Origin of the sequence: Tardiphaga sp. 285_C5_N1_2, assembly GCF_052076065.1 — a bacterium.
Classification (GTDB): domain Bacteria; phylum Pseudomonadota; class Alphaproteobacteria; order Rhizobiales; family Xanthobacteraceae; genus Tardiphaga; species Tardiphaga robiniae.
The window spans coordinates 2,915,650-2,932,144 of the sequence record NZ_CP197241.1; the positions used below are offsets into that span (position 1 = coordinate 2,915,650).

Sequence of the window (16,495 nt, forward strand, 5' to 3'; positions counted from 1 at the left end):
GTGGATGGCCGGAACAAGTCCGGCCATGACGACCGAGAGCGTTACGAGGCATCGATTGATAGGTTTCGCGAAGACGCTCATCCCATCAACAAAGCCGTGGCGCCTCAATCCACCTGTGCTGGCTGCTTCGCTGGCGGAGCGTTCGCGATACCCGCTGCCGTTGCCATCTGCGCCAATGCCGCGATCTTCTTCTGCGAATCTGAACCTGGCTGGACGACGCCTGCCGACATGATCAGCGTCGCGGCATCCTCGGCGGACATGTCGATGTCGATGATCTTGCTCTTCGGCACATAAAAGAAAAAGCCGGTGGTCGGATTCGGCGCGCAGGGCAGGAACACCGAGATGTGCTCCTCCTGCCCCGGCAGGCTCTTCGCTACTTCGGTGCTTGGCGGCTGCGAGATCAGCACGATCGACCACATGCCCGGCGACGGAAACTCGACGAGGCCTACTTTACGGAAACTCGATCCTGAACCCGAGAACAGCGTTTCGAACACCTGCTTCAGCCCGCGATAGATCGCGCGCACCACCGGCATGCGGCCGAGCAGGTTCTCGCCGAGATCGACCAGGGAGCGGCCGATCAGGTTGGCGGTGAGGAAACCCAGCAGGGTCAGCGCCACAAAAGCGACGATCAGGCCGGAACCCGGAATGCCGTAAGGCAGGTATTGTTCGGGCCGATAGGCCTCCGGTACCAGCGGCCGCACGATCGCATCGACCCAGGTGACGAACCACCAGGTCAGGTAAAAGGTAATCGCAACCGGACCGGCGACGATCAGGCCGGTGAGGAAATAGTTGCGGATCCGGGCCATGAAACCGCGCGGCGCCTCGGGCGGCGGGTCGCCAACGGGCGGGGTCAACGGCAAATCGGGGCGTTCCATCAGCGTTTCAAATCCATCTGGCGCGGCGCGCGAAACCGCGCCGTCAGTCCTTATGGGTATCCTAGCAGGATTTCGCCAGTGCGGGGGAAGCCACTTGGCGGCGCCAGGCGGCCAAACCGGCCGCCTGCGACAATCTTGCCGCTTCGCCGGCCTATTCCACCGTGACCGACTTCGCCAGATTGCGGGGCTGGTCGACGTCAGTGCCCATCACCACGGCGGTGTGATAGGCGAGCAACTGCACCGGCACGGCATAGACCAGCGGCGTGAATGCTGCGTCCATGTCCGGCATCACAATGGTCACCATGGAGTCCACGGTGGCCTCCTCGGCGCCCTTGGCATCGGTCATCAGAATGATGTTGCCGCCGCGCGCTGCGACCTCCTGCATGTTCGACACGGTCTTGTCGAACACCCGGTCATAAGGCGCGATCACGACCACCGGCATGGTCTCGTCGATCAGCGCGATCGGACCATGCTTGAGTTCGCCGGCCGCGTAACCCTCAGCGTGGATGTAGGAGATTTCCTTCAGCTTCAGCGCGCCCTCCAGTGCCAGCGGATAACTGGTGCCGCGGCCGAGATAGAGCACGTCCTTCGACTTGGCGATGTCGCGCGCCAGCTTCTCGATCGCAGCTTCGTGCGTCAGCGCGTCGGTCATCAGACGGGGGACCTTGACGAGACCGTGAACCAGTTTGGCTTCGTCGGCGTCGGACAGTTCGCCGCGGGCCTTGCCGGCTGCGATCGCAAGCGTCGCCAGCGCCATCAACTGGCAGGTGAAAGCCTTGGTAGAAGCCACGCCGATTTCCGGACCAGCCAGCGTCGGCATCACGGTCTCGCTCTCGCGCGCGATCGTCGAGGTCGTGACGTTGACGACAGCGAGCGTGTGCATGCCCTGCTCTTTGGCGTAACGCAGCGCTGCCAGCGTATCGGCCGTCTCGCCGGACTGTGAGATGAAGATCGCAAGATCGCCCTTGCGTACCGGGGCTTCGCGATAGCGGAATTCGGAGGCGACATCGACTTCGACCGGCACGCGCGCAAAGCGTTCGAACCAGTATTTAGCGATAAAACCCGCGTAGCTCGCAGTGCCGCAGGCGGTGATCGAAATGCGCTGGATGTCCTTGAAGTCGAACGGCAGCGTCATCGGCAGCGCAACGCGCTCGTTCGCCAGATCGACATAACGCGCCAGCGTGTGACCGACAACTTCCGGCTGCTCGTGAATTTCCTTGGCCATGAAGTGGCGATAGTTGGCCTTGTCGACCATAAAGGCCGACGCGCCGGATTTCAGCACGTCGCGCTTCACGACCTTGCCGGATTCATCGTGGATCTCGCAGCCCTTGCGGGTCAGCACCACCCAGTCACCGTCTTCGAGATAGCTGATGTCGTCGGTGAACGGCGCCAGCGCAATCGCGTCGGAGCCAAGATACATCTCGCCGTCACCATAGCCGACTGCAAGCGGCGAGCCTTTGCGGGCGCCGATCATCAGGTTGTCGTGATCCTTGAACACGAAAGCCAATGCGAACGCGCCTTTCAGGCGCGGCAGCGCCTGCTTCACAGCTTCGACCGGCGATGCGCCCTTCTGCAGATAGAAGCTGACGAGATGCGCAACGACTTCGGTGTCGGTCTCACTCGCGAACTTGGCGCCGCCCTTTTCGAGCTCGAGGCGCAATTCGCGGAAATTCTCGATGATGCCGTTATGCACGACCGCGACGCCTTCGGCGGCGTGCGGATGCGCATTGGCTTCGGTCGGCTTGCCATGCGTCGCCCAGCGGGTGTGACCGATGCCGATATGACCTGCGAGCGGCGACTTGCCGAGCTTGGCTTCGAGATTCTTCAGCTTGCCTTCGGCGCGGCGGCGATCGATATGCGCGCCTTCCAGCGTGGCGACGCCAGCGGAATCGTAGCCGCGATATTCGAGGCGCTTCAGCGAGTCCACGATCTGGTCAGCAACCGGACCGCGTCCCAAAATTCCGACGATGCCGCACATGCGGGGTTATCTCTCCAAGTGGTATCAAATTGCCCAGAAATACTGGAACTCTCTTAGCGAGAATCGCAAATCGACTGTTACTCAATAATTATTGCCTATTGAGACAAGTTACCGCGGTTGTAGGGGCATTTTGCGCGACGCGTTTAACAAACCATCAACGTGTTTGCGGAAGCATCCACGCCTGACCGGAGTAGACGTCCATGTGGGAGGAGCGAGACCCCAGAGCCCCCCGATCGATCGCCGGATCACGGCTGCGACATGTCGAGATGTCGCAGAGCAAACTGGCGCATTGGCCGCCGCCGCAGCGTGATATTGCGGTGAAACCGCATGTCGCCGAGCCCCATACGCCGCAGGAAGAAATTGTTGCCAAGCGCCCGATCCGCCGCGGCTGGCACCTGAAGACCCCGGTGACCTGACGTCATCGCGAACACCGCGCGCTCACTTCGGCTTCTTGTTCGCCGCGTTCTTGTCGCGGAAGCGCTTGCCCCAGCCTTCCTTCATCGACACCTCGTTGCGCTCTACCGCAAGCGCATCGTCCGGCACGTCGCGGGTGATCACTGAGCCCGAACCGATGTAAGCGCCGGCCCCGATCTTCACCGGCGCGACCAGCGACGAATTCGAACCGACAAAGGCACCGGCACCGATGATCGTCTTGCTCTTGTTGAAGCCATCGTAATTGCAGGTGATGGTGCCCGCGCCGATATTGGCGCCGGCGCCGATATGCGTATCGCCGACATAGGTCAGGTGGTTGACCTTCACGCCCGCTTCCAGAATGGCCGCCTTGGCTTCAACGAAGTTGCCGATCCGCGCACCCTCGCCGACCGACGTTCCCGGCCGGATGCGTGCGTAAGGACCGATCGAGGCCTTCTTGCCGATGGCAGCCTGCACGATGTGCGAGAAGGCGTGAATGACAGCGCCGTCAGCGATACTGACGCCGGGCCCGATCACCACATACTGCTCGATGGTGACGTCGTTGCCGAACGTCGTATCGGCCGCGAGATGCACGGTCTCCGGCGCGACGATGGTCACGCCCGCGTCGAGCGCGGCCTTGCGCAGCCTTGCCTGCATGATCGCTTCGGCTTCCGCGAGCTGCGTCTTGGTGTTGATGCCGCGGACTTCATCCTCACTCGTCTCGATCACACTCGCCCGCAAGCCCATGCTGCGCACGATCTCCACGGCATCGGTGAGATAGTATTCGCCCTTGCTGTTGGACGTGCCGATCTGCTCGATGATTGTGAGCGCGGTCTTGCCGGCGAATGCCATCACGCCGGCATTGCAGAGATCCACCTCGCGTTCGGTCGGTGTGGCATCCGCATGTTCACGGATCGCGACGAGCTGATCGCCTTCGACCAGGAGCCGGCCATAACCGGTCGGATCGGCCGCGCGAAAGCCGAGCACGGTCAGCGCGGCACCTGCCTTCAAGGGCGCACGCAGGCGCTCGAACGTCTCGGCTGAAATCAGCGGCGTGTCACCGAAGGCGATCAGCAGATCGTCCGCGCCTTTCGCAATGGCGTCCTTTGCCGCCAGCACGGCATGGGCGGTGCCAAGACGCTCGTGCTGAACGAATGTTGCGGCATCGGGCCGCACCCGCCTGGCTTCATCCGCCACGTCCTGACGATCCGGACCGACAACGACGGCCAGTGCAGAGCCTGCGCCATGAGGCGCCGCCGCGAGCACATGGCCCAGCAGCGACTGGCTGGCGACCTGATGCAGCACTTTCGGCGTCGAGGACCGCATACGCGTTCCCTCGCCGGCCGCGAGCACGATGGTGAGGCTGGTTCTGCCCGTCATCCGAATCCCCGTTGTGGCGGCGCTCATGCGCCGCGGCCGTCTTAAATGGTTTTGGGCCAATCTGGAAACCGGTTTGGCTCGCCGTGTGGCCCGACAACCTCAGGTTCCCGCCGGTTTCCTGATAATGTTGAACTGTGATTCGCAGGGGCGATGGGGCGACGCAGACGTCGAATGGCGGATAAGCACGACAAGTGGGCCGATACTCTCTCAGCCGAGCATAGCGGCTGGCTGACCGGATTTCTGGCTGAGGAAGACAAGGTCGACCGCCGCATGATGTGGCGGCTGGGTTCCTGGGGCGTTGCCGCCGTGGGCGCGGTGGTGGTTGCCATTCTGGCCAGCCAGTCGCAGGTCCAGTTGCGTCGCGATCAGGTCGCCACATCCGATACCTTTGCGCGGCAGTCGCAGCAGATCCAGCTCGTCGCCAAGGAGACCCAGACCGAGGCCCGGCGCCTGACGCTGGCTATCGAGACGCTGAACAGCGACCGTGACCGGCTCTATGCCCGCGTCACCTCCGTCGAACAGGGACTGGATTCAGTCACCGGTTCGATCAAGCGCCAGACCATTCCAACGCCGACAGCCGCCACAACCACGCCAGCACCGCAGCCATCTGCCACCGCATCCGTCGTTGCCCCGCCGGCAGCCACCGAGCCAAAGCCGGTGGCAGAGCTTCCGAGCATTCCGTCGACGCCGGTCATCGGTCCCGTGGCCGCGATCACGCCGCCTGCCGAAACGACACCCGCCAAACCGGCGCAAGCAGCGGCTTCATCGACAATCAATCCACCAGCCTCTGCGCCGCTCGTTGCATGGAAATCGATGACGGCACCGCCCGACGCTGCGGCCGCCAAATTGAGCGAACCGGCGCCGACCATCGAAGCTCCTCCGGCCGCCCCGGAGACAACGGCATCGGTCCAACCGGCCGCGCCCGAGCCCGCCCCCACAGCCGTCGAAGCCGTGGCGACGCCGGTCGCGCGCACGGAGTTCGGCGTTGATATCGGCGGCGCCAATTCGGTGGACGGCCTGCGCGCAATCTGGCGCGGCATGTCCAAGTCACGGGCGCTGAACGGACTGCGCCCAATCATGATGGTGAAGGAACGCCCGACCGGACTCGGCATGCAACTGCGCCTCGTCGCCGGTCCACTCAGTGACGCTGCAGCCGCCGCGAAGATCTGCGCCGTGCTGACCGAGAGCAGCCGGCCCTGTGAGACGTCGATCTTCGACGGTCAGCGCCTTGCTATGAAGGCCGAGACGGCGCCCGCGGAAGTTGCGCCTGCACCAGCCAGACCGGCGCTACGCAGGCGCGCCGCGCCGAAGCCACAGGAACGCACCGAACAAGCGCCGCCGCCCAAGCCCGTTGAAGAAGTTGCGCCGCCGAAGCCGCAATCGTCGCTGACCTCGTTCCTGGGTCTGCGTTAAGGATCAAAAGATCAGATTTTCAATCTCTTGGCGTGCGCGGCTAAAGTGTTATCTAGGTCCGATCTCTCACCGCGACCGCATGCCGGGTTGTTCCGCACCGCGTTTTGAACCATGGTTTCCGCATGAAAAAAGATCCGTTCAAGCTCACCGCCCGTCAGGTGCAATGGCTTCTCATCGTCGGCTTCCTGTCGGTCGGCTACGCCATCTATCTGCGTTATCTGGCCATCGAATTGTCGACGACGGCGCTCGCCTGCGACGCCGGCCTGCAGAGCACCCTGTGCAAGAGCCGGCTGGTGATGACCTATCTGTTCAAGAATTCGGTGTTCGGCATCGCCGCGGTCGTCATTGCGACGCTGAATCTGCTGCGGCCGTCGATCGTGCTGATCACCGTCGCACTGATCGCAGCCGGTTTCGGGATCGTGCTCTACAACGTTGCCCTGTCGGGCATCGCGATCGGCCTGCTTATTCTGGGCTTTGCACGGCCCGCGCCTGCCACAGCGTGATGCCGAACAGCAGATAGATCGCGCAGGTCCACAGCGACTGCCAGTTATCCGGCCCTTCGTTGAAGCCGATATACAGGGCCGACAGCACGAGCACTCCGGCAAACACCGACTCGGCGATCGGCCGCACACCTTCCTGCGGACGGTTGACAGCCATCAGTCCGGCGAACGGCACCACCGCCATGGTAAGCGCCGCGAACGGAAAGTCGCGGTAACGCGGATCGAACACGAAACCGAGCGCGGTCTCGGCGCCGATCAGCGCCGCCACAGCCAGGGTCAGCCCGAGCAGGACGGTCGACCACGAACGGGCCAGGAACCGGCTCGGTCCGACCAGTTGGAGGAAGGTCGGTAGCGAGCGGCCGGACATCGTCGCATAGGCGCACAGCAGCGGCGACGCGACACCGGCAGCCAGCAGCGCGCTCCACTGGATCCAGCGGCCGACGCCATAGCTTTCATAGATCAGCTTGTCTGCGGCAACGCCCAGCAGGATGCCGGCTACCGTGGCCGATACGGCAACGGTCAGCCAGGCCGACAGACGCGGCGACCATGGCCGTCGACGAAGCGTCAACATACCCGTCACGAAAACCAGGAAGCTCAGGCCCATGCCGAGCCCCATCTGCAGCTTCCACGACGGATAATTGGTAATCGGAACGCCCGGTGGATACTTCAATTCGCGCGGCTCATCGTAGATCAGGCCCCAATAGCCGCCGACTGTACCTTCAAGGTCGCGCTTCCACGGCTGGTCATACGCTTCGATCAGATTGACACGGAATCCCTCACGCTTGGCCAGATCGAGGATTTCGGACACGACCCGTGCCTGGTTGGTGCGCGACGGCAACGCGCCGTCGCGCATCCGCCCGGCGCTCGGCCAACCCGTTTCACCGATCAGGATTTCCTTGGATGGAAACGCCACGGCGAGACGTTTGCGGATCGAGTCCACATGGGCGGCGGCGCTCTTCGCGCGAATTGGGAAGTCCTCCCAATAGGGCAGGATGTGGATCGTGACGAAATCGACCGCGTCATAGATCTCGCGATTCTTCAGCCAGAACTCCCAGACATCGGCATAGGTCACGGGAATCTTGCCGACCTGCGCCTTCACCGAGCGGATATTGCCGACGAGATCGGCAGCCGTCATCTCGCCGCGCAACAGCACCTCGTTACCGACGACCACGCTGGTGATCACATTCGGAAAGCGCTTGGTGAGGTCCACGACGCCGGCGATCTGCGCCAGGTTCTTGAGCCGGTTGCTCCCGAGCCACACGCCCTGAATGACCTTCAGTCCGACCTTGCCGGCCAGTTCCGGCACCTGATCAAGGCCGTTATCGATGGAATAGGTCCGCACGCATTTGGTGATCCCGGCCAGTTGCGCCATGTCGGCGGCAATCTGGCTCGCCGGAATAACGGCGGTCGAGTTCAACGGCGTCTGCTCACCACGGAACGGCGCATAGGAGACGCATTCCAATTTGGCGGCGGGATCGATCGGCGCGCGCACCAGCGTGACCGGCGTGGCGAGCCACCACCAAACCGCTGCGATCGTACCAAGGGAAAGGATGAGAAGCGCCAGCGGCGTGCGGGTGGAAATTGGTTCCGTCCTCCAAAGTCGTCCGTCGATTAGCCGGTCATCGCCAATCTGCCAAGTGCATCATGCCGGCAATCACGGACTTGTCGGCCCGACCCGCCACGAAAATCAGACAAACTTCCGGCGTTGCTGGACAAAATCAAAAATGTCCGTCATGGGATTCAGCCGTGGTCGCCGCCGTATTGGGGGCCCATTTGAACGGCATCTGGCGAGGGCGTCAGAACTGCCTGGCAGCCAACTTATCGGGGACTTTATGCGTCGACTGGTGTTCGGGTTCCAATCTGCAGTTCTGCGTTGTCTCGCCGTTCCAGGCCTTGCTCTGCTGCTGGGTGTTGGCTGCGCGTTGGCCCAGAGCGGCCCGGTTCGCGCACAGGATCAGAAGCCTGCGGCAAATGCGCCCGTGACGCCTGCCGACGTTGCCCGTGAAAGCCAGAAGAAGTCTGACGAATTCGTCGAGGCGACCCAGGCGATCAATGGTCCTGCTGGCAATCCCGAATGCGTCTGGCTTGGCCGCCGCGTCGTGGTGCTGATGTGGCGCGACGATCTCGACACCGCGTTCCGTCACCTCGATCTCTACGACCGATTCGGCTGCCCCGGCGGTCATGTGCAGGCGACGTTCCGCTGTCTGGTCAAATTCGGACCGCTAATTGATCCGAAAATTGCGGACAGCCTGAACAGCCGCGTCCACGGCTGCTGGATCAATCCGAATGCGCAGCCGCAGCCTGCCGCGCTGAGCCAACCCGCTGCACCTGCAGGTGGCGGCGCAGCAGCGCCGGCGGCCGCTCCGCAGCCGGACGCCAAACCGCCTGCTGAAGCGCCGAAGTAATGTGGCGCGCTCTGTTCAGGCGGCATTCAGCTGGCGGCGCCTAATCGCATTTGAATAATGGTGCCGCCCTCAAAAGGCCACGGCAGCGTATGAGTTGTTAATTCGTGTGGCGGATATAGTCTCCGTTACCGTTGTACTGGTCGGACCTCGGGGACGGGTCCGCTTCCCGGCCACGCTCGCCCCGTTATGGTTCAGTTGCGATGCGCGCTGTCGTCGCCGTTTTATTGTTCGTGACCGCCGTTCATGCCGCCCTATGGGGCGTATTGCGCGAGAAGCAGGAAGCTCCCGATTTCAAGGGCATGATTCCCAGCCTCTCCTATGCGCCGTTCGAGGGCACGGCGCATCCCGACGTGGACAACATTCCGACCGTCGAGAAGATTCGCGCCGACCTCAAGAAGCTGTCGACCATCACCCGTGCCATCCGTCTGTATTCGTCGACCGGCGGTGTGGAAATGGTACCCGCCATCGCCAACGAGTTCGGCCTCAAGGTCACCGTCGGCGCCTGGATCGACAAGAACGCGGATCGCAACGAGCGTGAAATTGCCTCCGCCGTTGAGCTGGCGAAGAAGAACCCGAACGTCATCGGCATCGTGGTCGGCAACGAAACGCTGTATCGCGATGAACTCAAGCTCGAGGACCTCGTCGAATATATCCGCCGGGTAAAGCGCCAGGTCACGGTTCCCGTCACGACCGGTGAAATCTGGAACATCTGGCGCGACAATCCGCAGCTCGCCTCGTCGGTGGACTTCATCGCCGCGCACATCCTGCCCTATTGGGAAAATTTCACCGACACCCAGGCCGTCGACCAGGCCGTTCATCTCTACGGAGTGCTGCGCGAGACCTTTCCCGGCAAGCGTATTGTGATCGCCGAATTCGGCTGGCCGAGCGAAGGCTACAATCTGCGCAGGGCCGTGCCCGGCCCGTTCAAGCAGGCCGTCGTGCTGCGCAACTTCGTGACCCGCGCCGAAGCGATCGGCATGGACTACAACATCGTCGAAGCCATCGATCAGCCCTGGAAATTCTTCGAAGGCGGCGTCGGCCCCTATTGGGGCGTTCTCAACGCCTCGCGGGAACCGAAATTCCCATGGACCGGTCCGGTCGTGGATCCGGACCACTGGAAGAACGCCAGTATTGCGCTTCTGGTTGGCATCCTGCTGTCGCTGCCGATCCTGCAGATCGTTGGCGCGACAGCGATGCAGGCTCTCGTGCTCTCGACCGCAGCCAATGCCGTTGGCGCCTGGGCAGCAACCATCTTCGCCTATCAGCAGACCCACTATTTCGTCTGGGGATCGGCCTTCGCCCTCTCACTCGGCTGCATCCTGCTGATCCCGCTGCTCCTGATCGCATTGGCGCGCATCGAGGAGATTGCGGCCATCGCCTTCGGCCGGAAGCCATTGCGGCTGCTGACAGCCGAACGCAGCGAAAAGCTGCGTGCCGCTGCAGACGCCGAGCAGAAATACCCGAAGGTCTCGATCCACATTCCGGCCTATCGCGAACAGCCGGACATGCTGAAGCTGACGTTGGATGCGGTTGCCCGGCTCGACTATCCGAATTTCGAATGCGTGGTGATCATCAACAACACGCCGGATCCGGCCTATTGGCAGCCGATCCAGGATCATTGCCGCATGCTCGGCGAGCGTTTCATCTTCATCAATGCGGAGAAGGTCGAGGGCTTCAAGGCCGGCGCCCTGCGCATCGCCATGGACCGCACCGCGGCGGATGCCGAAGTGATCGGCATCATCGACGCCGACTATGTGGTGGAGCCGAATTGGCTGAAGGATCTCGTCCCAGCCTTCAACGATCCGCGTGTCGGCCTCGTGCAGGCGCCGCAGGACCACCGCGACGGCGACCGTTCACTGATGCACTACATCATGAACGGCGAATATGCCGGGTTCTTCGACATCGGCATGGTCCAGCGCAACGAGGCCAATGCGATCATCGTCCATGGCACCATGTGCCTCATTCGTCGCTCCGCGATGGACATGGCGGGCGGCTGGGCCGGCGACACCATCTGCGAGGACTCGGATCTCGGCCTCGCCATCATGCAGCATGGCTGGCTGACGCATTACACGAAGGAACGTTACGGCTACGGCGTGCTGCCGGACACCTATGAGGCGTTCAAGAAACAGCGTCATCGCTGGGCCTATGGCGGCTTCCAGATCATCAAGAAGCACTGGCGCCGTTTCATGCCGGGCGCGAGCCGCATGACCCAGGACCAGAAGCGCGAATTCGGCATGGGCTGGCTGAACTGGCTCGGCGCCGAAAGCCTCGGCGTCGTGGTGGCGATCCTCAACATCATCTGGGTGCCGATCATCGCCTTCGCCGATATCGCCATCCCCGACAAGATCCTGACGCTGCCGATCATCGCGTCATTCGTGGTGTCGCTGGCGCACTTCATCGTCTTGTACCGGCTGCGCGTGAAGATCGGCCTGTGGCAGATGCTGGGCGCGATGATCGCCGCCATGTCGGTGCAGTGGACCGTGTCGCGCGCCGTCGCCGATGGCCTGATCAAGGATCACCTGCCCTTCACCGTGACCTCCAAGGGCGGCAAGTCGACCATGTCGATCGAATTCCAGGCGTTCTGGGAAGCCGTGATCGGAGTGCTTCTGCTGATCAGCTGCGGCGTGCTGGTGTTCTCCAACAACTCCAAGCAGGTCACCGAGATCTACATCTTCGCCGGCGTGCTGGTGCTGCAGAGCCTGCCGTTCCTGTCGGCGGTGATGATTGCCATCCTGGAGAATTCGCGCGCCAATGACTTCCAGTGGTGGCGCAACACGACGGTTCGCACGGCCGAGCTGATCGGCCTTCGCCCGGTGGCGATGCCGCCGATCGACGTGTCCCGTCCCGAGGCCCAGCGCGAAGCAAGCTGAACCGCGCCAATGGGGCGCGGTTCATGTCCATAACATCGAGCCCTGCCCTTGACCCCGGCGGACCCGCCTTTTACACAGCCGGTCACGCGATACGCTGCATTGCGGGCGCCATCGCGGCCGTGGCTGACCGGCCTCACCGCGCCCCGCAAGGGTCGGTTTCCTCCGTTTAGCTTCGTCAATACGGCACTTTAGGGCGGGTAGCTCAGTGGTAGAGCATTCGACTTTTAATCGACTGGTCGAGGGTTCGATCCCCTCCCCGCCCACCATCGCCGCAATGAGCCACGCCGGAACTTCCGGTTTTCACACCATCCTCAGCCTCTGAACACCGGACAATCGAACATGCGGATTACCCTCGTCGGCTCCAAACACTTCGGCGTCACGACCCTCGATATGCTGAAGACCCACAACGTCGAGATCGCGTCCGTGGTGGTTGCAGATGCCGAGGACCGTCTCGCCGCAGCCGCCAAGGTTGCCGGCATCCCGGTGACAGTCCAGGCCAATCCGAAGCTCGTCGTGGCCTCCGAGATCGCCGAGGGCACCGAGCTGATCATCACGGCGCACAGCCACGCCCGCATCGGCAAGGATGCGCTCGCCGCAGCCAGCCTTGGCGGCATTGGCTACCATCCGTCACTGTTGCCCCGTCACCGTGGCATCGCTGCCGTGGAATGGACCATCAAGGAAGGCGATCCGATCGCCGGCGGCACCATCTATCACCTTGCCGATGTCATGGACGGTGGCGCCATCGCCGCGCAGGAATGGTGCTTCGTGAAAAAAGGCGAAACCGCTCGCGAACTTTGGGAGCGCGCGTTGGCGCCGCTGGGCCTCAAGCTGCTCGGCGAGGTCGTGGACTTCGCGACTGTCCACAAGCGTTTGCCCGCAACCTACCAGGACGAGCAATTCGCGACCAATGCGCCAAAACTGGCCTAGAAGCCTCCAAAACTGGTTAAAAAGGCGCCGGAACCCGCCCGAATCAACCAAATCTGTCAATAAAGGGAACCAATTCGCCCGTCGCGGCTTGCATCCCGTGAGTTGTTTTGGGTCTATGCGGCAACGCAGCAAATTTTAGACACATTACCCCCCAATAAGGTGGCCATCACAACATCGAGGATTTGATTCAATGCGTTTTGACCGCATCCGTTCCGCCTTGTCCGTTTCGCTGATTGCCAGCGCAGCGTTGATTTCGGCTCCTTCATTCGCAGCCGACAATGCCTATGACGGGCTCTGGAATGTGACCATCGTTACCAAGACCGGCAGCTGCGAGCCGACAGCTCGCTATCCGTTGACCGTCACCGAAGGCCGCATCACTGCGCCCGGCGCCGACGTCAACGGCAAGGTTGGCCGCGAAGGCACCGTGCGCGTGTCGATCGGACCTGCTTTCGCCAACGGCCAGTTGTCCGGCAACACCGGATCGGGCAAGTGGAACGGCGCCTCGGGCGGCGTCCCCTGCAGCGGTCGGTGGGAAGCTTCGCGTCAGTAATCCCCAACCAGGAATGCTCCCCATGATGCCTACCTCGACCTCTCCGCGTTCGCTCGTTCGGACCGCGGTGCTCTGCGCGGCGCTCGGTCTGACGTCCGCGTCGGCATATGCCCAGTCAGCGCCGTTCGCCGGTATGGCCGGAGTATGGTCGGGTAACGGGACGATCTCGCTCGAGGACGGCTCCAAGGAGCGCATTCGCTGCAAGGCGACCTATGCCGTGAGCGGCGACGGCGCGGGACTGAATCAGTCCCTGCTCTGCGCCAGCGACAGCTACAAGTTCGAGCTGAAGAGCGACGTGAAGGCTAAAGGCGGCGAGCTGTCTGGCAGCTGGGCTGAGACGACCCGCGGCGTGACAGGCTCGCTTGAGGGCCGCGCAACCGCCGGCAAGTTCAATGTTGACGTTTCCTCGCCAGCCTTCAGCGCGAAGCTGATCCTGACGACGACCGGCAACAAGCAGCAGGTCTCGATCACCTCCGAAGGCCAGTTCAGGGGCGCCAGCATTTCGCTCAGCCGCAGCTGATCGTTCCGCATGTTTGGAATTCGAACCCCGGTTGTTTCAAACAACCGGGGTTTTGTTTTGCTTCCATGCCTCTGCCGAAGAGCGTCCGGGACCACCCGCCCGCAACGCAGCCCCACCGGATTCGTCCGTTGCAAAGCCCGGCGATGTCGCCGATAGAGCCAGTTCGTAAGGCTGACACCGCTGCGTGAATCATTGCAGCGCAAGAAACTGGTTCCCAGGGATTATGGATCGCCCCCCGTCGAAGGCCCGCGCCGCGCTGTGGATGTCCGGCTGGCTGCTTCTGATGCTGTTCGTCGCCATCGGCGGTCGCGAGACGCTGCGCGAACTCAATGTCTTCCAGGTGATGGAGATCCGCTCCGTCTTCGGCTTCGTCATGCTGTTGCCGATCCTGTATTTCAACGGCGGCTTTCGCGCCATGAAGACCACGCGGCCGCTGGCGCATGTGTCGCGCAACCTCGTGCATTACGGCGCGCAGCTCGGCTGGTTCTATGCACTCACGCTCATTCCCCTGAGCCAGCTCGTCTCCATCGAGTTCACCATGCCGATCTGGATTGCGATCATGGCGGCGTTCTTTCTCGGCGAGCGCATGACACTCTGGAAGATCGTCGCCATCGTGCTCGGCCTGATCGGCGTGATCGTCATCGTTCGCCCGACCACGGGCGTCGTCAATCCCGGTCAGCTGATTGCGCTAGCCGCCGCATTCGGCTTCGGCATCTCGATCACATTGATCAAGTCACTGACGCGCACGGACAGCGCGCTGAAGATCATCTTCTGGATGATCGTGGTGCAGTCGGTGGCCGGCGTTTTCCCCGCGCTATACTCCTGGCAGTGGCCATCGGCCTATGTCTGGGGCTGGCTTGTCGTGGTCGCCTTCTGCGGGACGTTTTCTCACTTCTGCATGGCGCGCGCGATGCTCTATGCCGATGCGACGGTGGTCGTGCCGATGGACTTTCTGCGCGTACCACTCAGTGCCACCATCGGATGGTTACTATACTCTGAACGGCTCGACATGTTCACACTGCTCGGCGCAGCTCTCATTCTCGCCGGCAACACGCTGAACCTGCTCAGTACCGATCGACCGCCTATCCGTGCGACTGCCTGACGCATCGGGTTCCCCTTTTTCGATTTTATTCTCCGAGTGCGTGTCTCGACATTTTGGCGCACGCCCGCAATTGGTACTTTTCCCAATGTGTCTAGGGTCGAATGACCGGATTCGTGGGGGAGATCGTATCGTGCGCCATTTCGCTTTTGCCCTGTCTGCGCTGTCCATCCTGTTCAGCGCGGATGTAGCGCTTGCCGACAAGCGCGTCGCTTTCGTCGTTGGCAATGGCAGCTACAAGAATGTCGATCCGTTGCCGAACCCGCCGATCGACGCGAAGGCCATGGCCAGCGCGCTACGCAATGTCGGCTTCGACGTCATCGAAGGATCGAACCTGACGCGCGACGGCATGACCGAAAAGCTGCTCGACTTCGGCCGCAAGGCGCAGGGCGCCGATGTCGCGGTGTTCTTCTATGCCGGCCACGGTATCTCGGTGAACAACATCAACTACCTTTTGCCGATCGATGCCAATCTGAAGTCGGAGATGGACGTCAAGCTCGGCGCAGCGATCAATGTCGAGACCACCCTCGACCAGACCATGGGCGATGCCAAGGTGAAGCTGGTATTCCTCGATGCCTGCCGCGACAATCCGTTTGCCGCCAAGATCCGCTCCAGCGGATCTGCCACGCGCAGCGTCGCGGTGTCGTCCGGCCTTGCGGAGATGAAATCCGGCGAAGGCACACTGATCGCATTCGCCACCAGCCCCGGCCAGACCGCCCTCGACGGCAAGAGTGGAAGCAACAGCCCGTTTACCCGCGCGCTGCTCAACAACATCACCACGCCCGGCGCCGAGATCCAGCAGGCGATGACGAAAGTGCGCGCACAGGTGCAGGACGAAACCAACAAAGGCCAGCTGCCCTGGGGCCACACCAATCTGATCGGCGCAGTCTATCTCAATCCGGACGTGCAGGCGCAGGTCGCCGTTGCCGCGGCCAGCCCCACCGCCACCATGCCCGCGGCGGCCACCGCCGGCTCCGATGTCGAGCTTGAGTTCTGGCGCTCGATCAAGGACTCCAACCGGCCGGAGGAACTGAACGCCTACATCTCGATGTACCCGAACGGCCAGTTCAAGCCGCTCGCCCTCGCCCGTATCGCCGCGCTACAGGAAGCCGCCACCGCGCCGCGTACCGCTGCGCCGGGCGTCGACAAGGCCGTGTTTACCGAGGAAGCCAACCAGCTCACCGAGGACAAGATCGGCCTCGACAAGGTCAAGCGGCGCGACGTGCAGCGCCGCCTCAATGGCCTTGGCTTCGACACCCAGGCGACCGGCAGCTTCGATGCCGGGACCCGTGGCGTGATCACGCGGTGGCAGGCGGCACGCGGTTACCCGACGTCGGGCTATCTCAACAAGGTGCAGCATGCCGCACTGCTCACCGAGGTCGTCGCGCTGAAGGAGGAACCGGCACCCGCACCGAAGCCGGTGCGCCGCCAGGTACAACAGCAGACCTATGAGGAAGCGCCCGTGGTCCGGCGCCAGGCTGCGCCCGCCCCCGCCCCGGCCATCGATCCCGCCGGTCCCGGCCGGTTCATCGGCGGCGTGGTTGGCGGCTTCCTCAACCGCTAGGCC

The 16,495-nt window shown here is 62.7% G+C and carries 14 protein-coding genes and 1 tRNA gene; 11 read left to right on the forward strand and 4 right to left on the reverse strand.

The annotated features are described in order from the left end of the window. Positions 1 to 104: 104 nt before the first annotated feature. Positions 105 to 878, reverse strand: a complete 774-nt coding sequence (locus AB7951_RS13955; protein WP_374725664.1) for a DUF502 domain-containing protein — start codon at positions 876 to 878, stop codon at positions 105 to 107. A gap of 148 nt (positions 879 to 1,026) precedes the next feature. Further along, positions 1,027 to 2,853 (reverse strand): glutamine--fructose-6-phosphate transaminase (isomerizing), encoded by a 1,827-nt coding sequence (gene glmS, locus AB7951_RS13960; protein ID WP_120289834.1) that lies wholly within the window; start codon positions 2,851 to 2,853, stop codon positions 1,027 to 1,029. A gap of 266 nt (positions 2,854 to 3,119) precedes the next feature. Here glmS and AB7951_RS13965 point away from each other — a divergent pair, with 266 nt between their 5' ends. Continuing rightward, entirely contained in the window at positions 3,120 to 3,269 is a 150-nt protein-coding gene (locus tag AB7951_RS13965) for a hypothetical protein (RefSeq protein ID WP_158550328.1), read from the forward strand. A 22-nt stretch (positions 3,270 to 3,291) separates the two neighbouring features. On the opposite strand, the gene glmU is transcribed toward AB7951_RS13965, so the two are convergent. Continuing rightward, positions 3,292 to 4,644 carry a bifunctional UDP-N-acetylglucosamine diphosphorylase/glucosamine-1-phosphate N-acetyltransferase GlmU gene (gene glmU / locus AB7951_RS13970; protein ID WP_120289836.1) on the reverse strand — a complete coding sequence of 451 codons (1,353 nt, stop codon included), beginning with the start codon at positions 4,642 to 4,644 and terminating at the stop codon, positions 3,292 to 3,294. Positions 4,645 to 4,815: 171 nt separating this feature from the next. Here glmU and AB7951_RS13975 point away from each other — a divergent pair, with 171 nt between their 5' ends. Together AB7951_RS13975 and AB7951_RS13980 are read left to right on the forward strand one after the other, a co-directional pair. Next, positions 4,816 to 6,057: a hypothetical protein gene (locus tag AB7951_RS13975; RefSeq protein ID WP_120289838.1), complete on the forward strand. Its 1,242-nt coding sequence runs from the start codon at positions 4,816 to 4,818 to the stop codon at positions 6,055 to 6,057. Positions 6,058 to 6,179: 122 nt separating this feature from the next. Next, entirely contained in the window at positions 6,180 to 6,560 is a 381-nt protein-coding gene (locus AB7951_RS13980; protein WP_120289840.1) for a hypothetical protein, read from the forward strand. Here the strand turns inward: AB7951_RS13980 and AB7951_RS13985 are convergent. Next, on the reverse strand, positions 6,520 to 8,187 hold the full coding sequence (locus AB7951_RS13985; RefSeq protein WP_120289843.1) for a beta-(1-6) glucans synthase: 1,668 nt from the start codon (positions 8,185 to 8,187) through the stop codon (positions 6,520 to 6,522). The genes AB7951_RS13980 and AB7951_RS13985 overlap by 41 nt on opposite strands. Positions 8,188 to 8,389: 202 nt before the next feature. Between AB7951_RS13985 and AB7951_RS13990 the strand changes: the two genes are divergently transcribed. From AB7951_RS13990 to AB7951_RS14025, 8 genes are all read left to right on the forward strand, one after another. Then, the gene (locus tag AB7951_RS13990; RefSeq protein ID WP_120289845.1) at positions 8,390 to 8,962 is read left to right on the forward strand and encodes a beta-1-3, beta-1-6-glucan biosynthesis protein; all 573 of its coding nucleotides are present in this window, start codon (positions 8,390 to 8,392) and stop codon (positions 8,960 to 8,962) included. 200 nt (positions 8,963 to 9,162) lie between these two features. After that, positions 9,163 to 11,832, forward strand: a complete 2,670-nt coding sequence (locus AB7951_RS13995) for a glycosyltransferase (protein WP_120289847.1) — start codon at positions 9,163 to 9,165, stop codon at positions 11,830 to 11,832. A 191-nt stretch (positions 11,833 to 12,023) separates the two neighbouring features. After that, a tRNA-Lys gene (locus tag AB7951_RS14000) sits at positions 12,024 to 12,098 on the forward strand. 73 nt (positions 12,099 to 12,171) lie between these two features. Continuing rightward, the gene (locus AB7951_RS14005) at positions 12,172 to 12,759 is read left to right on the forward strand and encodes a formyltransferase family protein (RefSeq protein WP_120289849.1); all 588 of its coding nucleotides are present in this window, start codon (positions 12,172 to 12,174) and stop codon (positions 12,757 to 12,759) included. Between the two features lie 190 nt (positions 12,760 to 12,949). Next, complete coding sequence (locus AB7951_RS14010) at positions 12,950 to 13,309, forward strand: hypothetical protein (RefSeq protein WP_068730757.1); 360 nt, start codon at positions 12,950 to 12,952, stop codon at positions 13,307 to 13,309. A gap of 22 nt (positions 13,310 to 13,331) precedes the next feature. Beyond that, positions 13,332 to 13,829, forward strand: coding sequence for a hypothetical protein (locus tag AB7951_RS14015; protein ID WP_120289851.1), 498 nt, complete (start codon positions 13,332 to 13,334; stop codon positions 13,827 to 13,829). Positions 13,830 to 14,052: 223 nt separating this feature from the next. Beyond that, positions 14,053 to 14,931: a DMT family transporter gene (locus AB7951_RS14020; RefSeq protein ID WP_120289853.1), complete on the forward strand. Its 879-nt coding sequence runs from the start codon at positions 14,053 to 14,055 to the stop codon at positions 14,929 to 14,931. Positions 14,932 to 15,061: 130 nt separating this feature from the next. Further along, positions 15,062 to 16,492: a caspase family protein gene (locus AB7951_RS14025; RefSeq protein WP_439061585.1), complete on the forward strand. Its 1,431-nt coding sequence runs from the start codon at positions 15,062 to 15,064 to the stop codon at positions 16,490 to 16,492. Positions 16,493 to 16,495: the final 3 nt, after the last annotated feature.

Excerpts from the sequence above, each read along its gene's own strand:
- glmS (WP_120289834.1), bottom strand. The coding sequence starts at position 2,853 with ATGTGCGGCATCGTCGGAATTTTGGGACGCGGTCCGGTTGCTGACCAG.
- AB7951_RS13965 (WP_158550328.1), top strand. The coding sequence starts at position 3,120 with ATGTCGCAGAGCAAACTGGCGCATTGGCCGCCGCCGCAGCGTGATATT.
- glmU (WP_120289836.1), bottom strand. The coding sequence starts at position 4,644 with ATGACGGGCAGAACCAGCCTCACCATCGTGCTCGCGGCCGGCGAGGGA.
- AB7951_RS13975 (WP_120289838.1), top strand. The coding sequence starts at position 4,816 with ATGGCGGATAAGCACGACAAGTGGGCCGATACTCTCTCAGCCGAGCAT.
- AB7951_RS13980 (WP_120289840.1), top strand. The coding sequence starts at position 6,180 with ATGAAAAAAGATCCGTTCAAGCTCACCGCCCGTCAGGTGCAATGGCTT.
- AB7951_RS13990 (WP_120289845.1), top strand. The coding sequence starts at position 8,390 with ATGCGTCGACTGGTGTTCGGGTTCCAATCTGCAGTTCTGCGTTGTCTC.
- AB7951_RS13995 (WP_120289847.1), top strand. The coding sequence starts at position 9,163 with ATGCGCGCTGTCGTCGCCGTTTTATTGTTCGTGACCGCCGTTCATGCC.
- AB7951_RS14005 (WP_120289849.1), top strand. The coding sequence starts at position 12,172 with ATGCGGATTACCCTCGTCGGCTCCAAACACTTCGGCGTCACGACCCTC.
- AB7951_RS14010 (WP_068730757.1), top strand. The coding sequence starts at position 12,950 with ATGCGTTTTGACCGCATCCGTTCCGCCTTGTCCGTTTCGCTGATTGCC.
- AB7951_RS14015 (WP_120289851.1), top strand. The coding sequence starts at position 13,332 with ATGATGCCTACCTCGACCTCTCCGCGTTCGCTCGTTCGGACCGCGGTG.
- AB7951_RS14020 (WP_120289853.1), top strand. The coding sequence starts at position 14,053 with ATGGATCGCCCCCCGTCGAAGGCCCGCGCCGCGCTGTGGATGTCCGGC.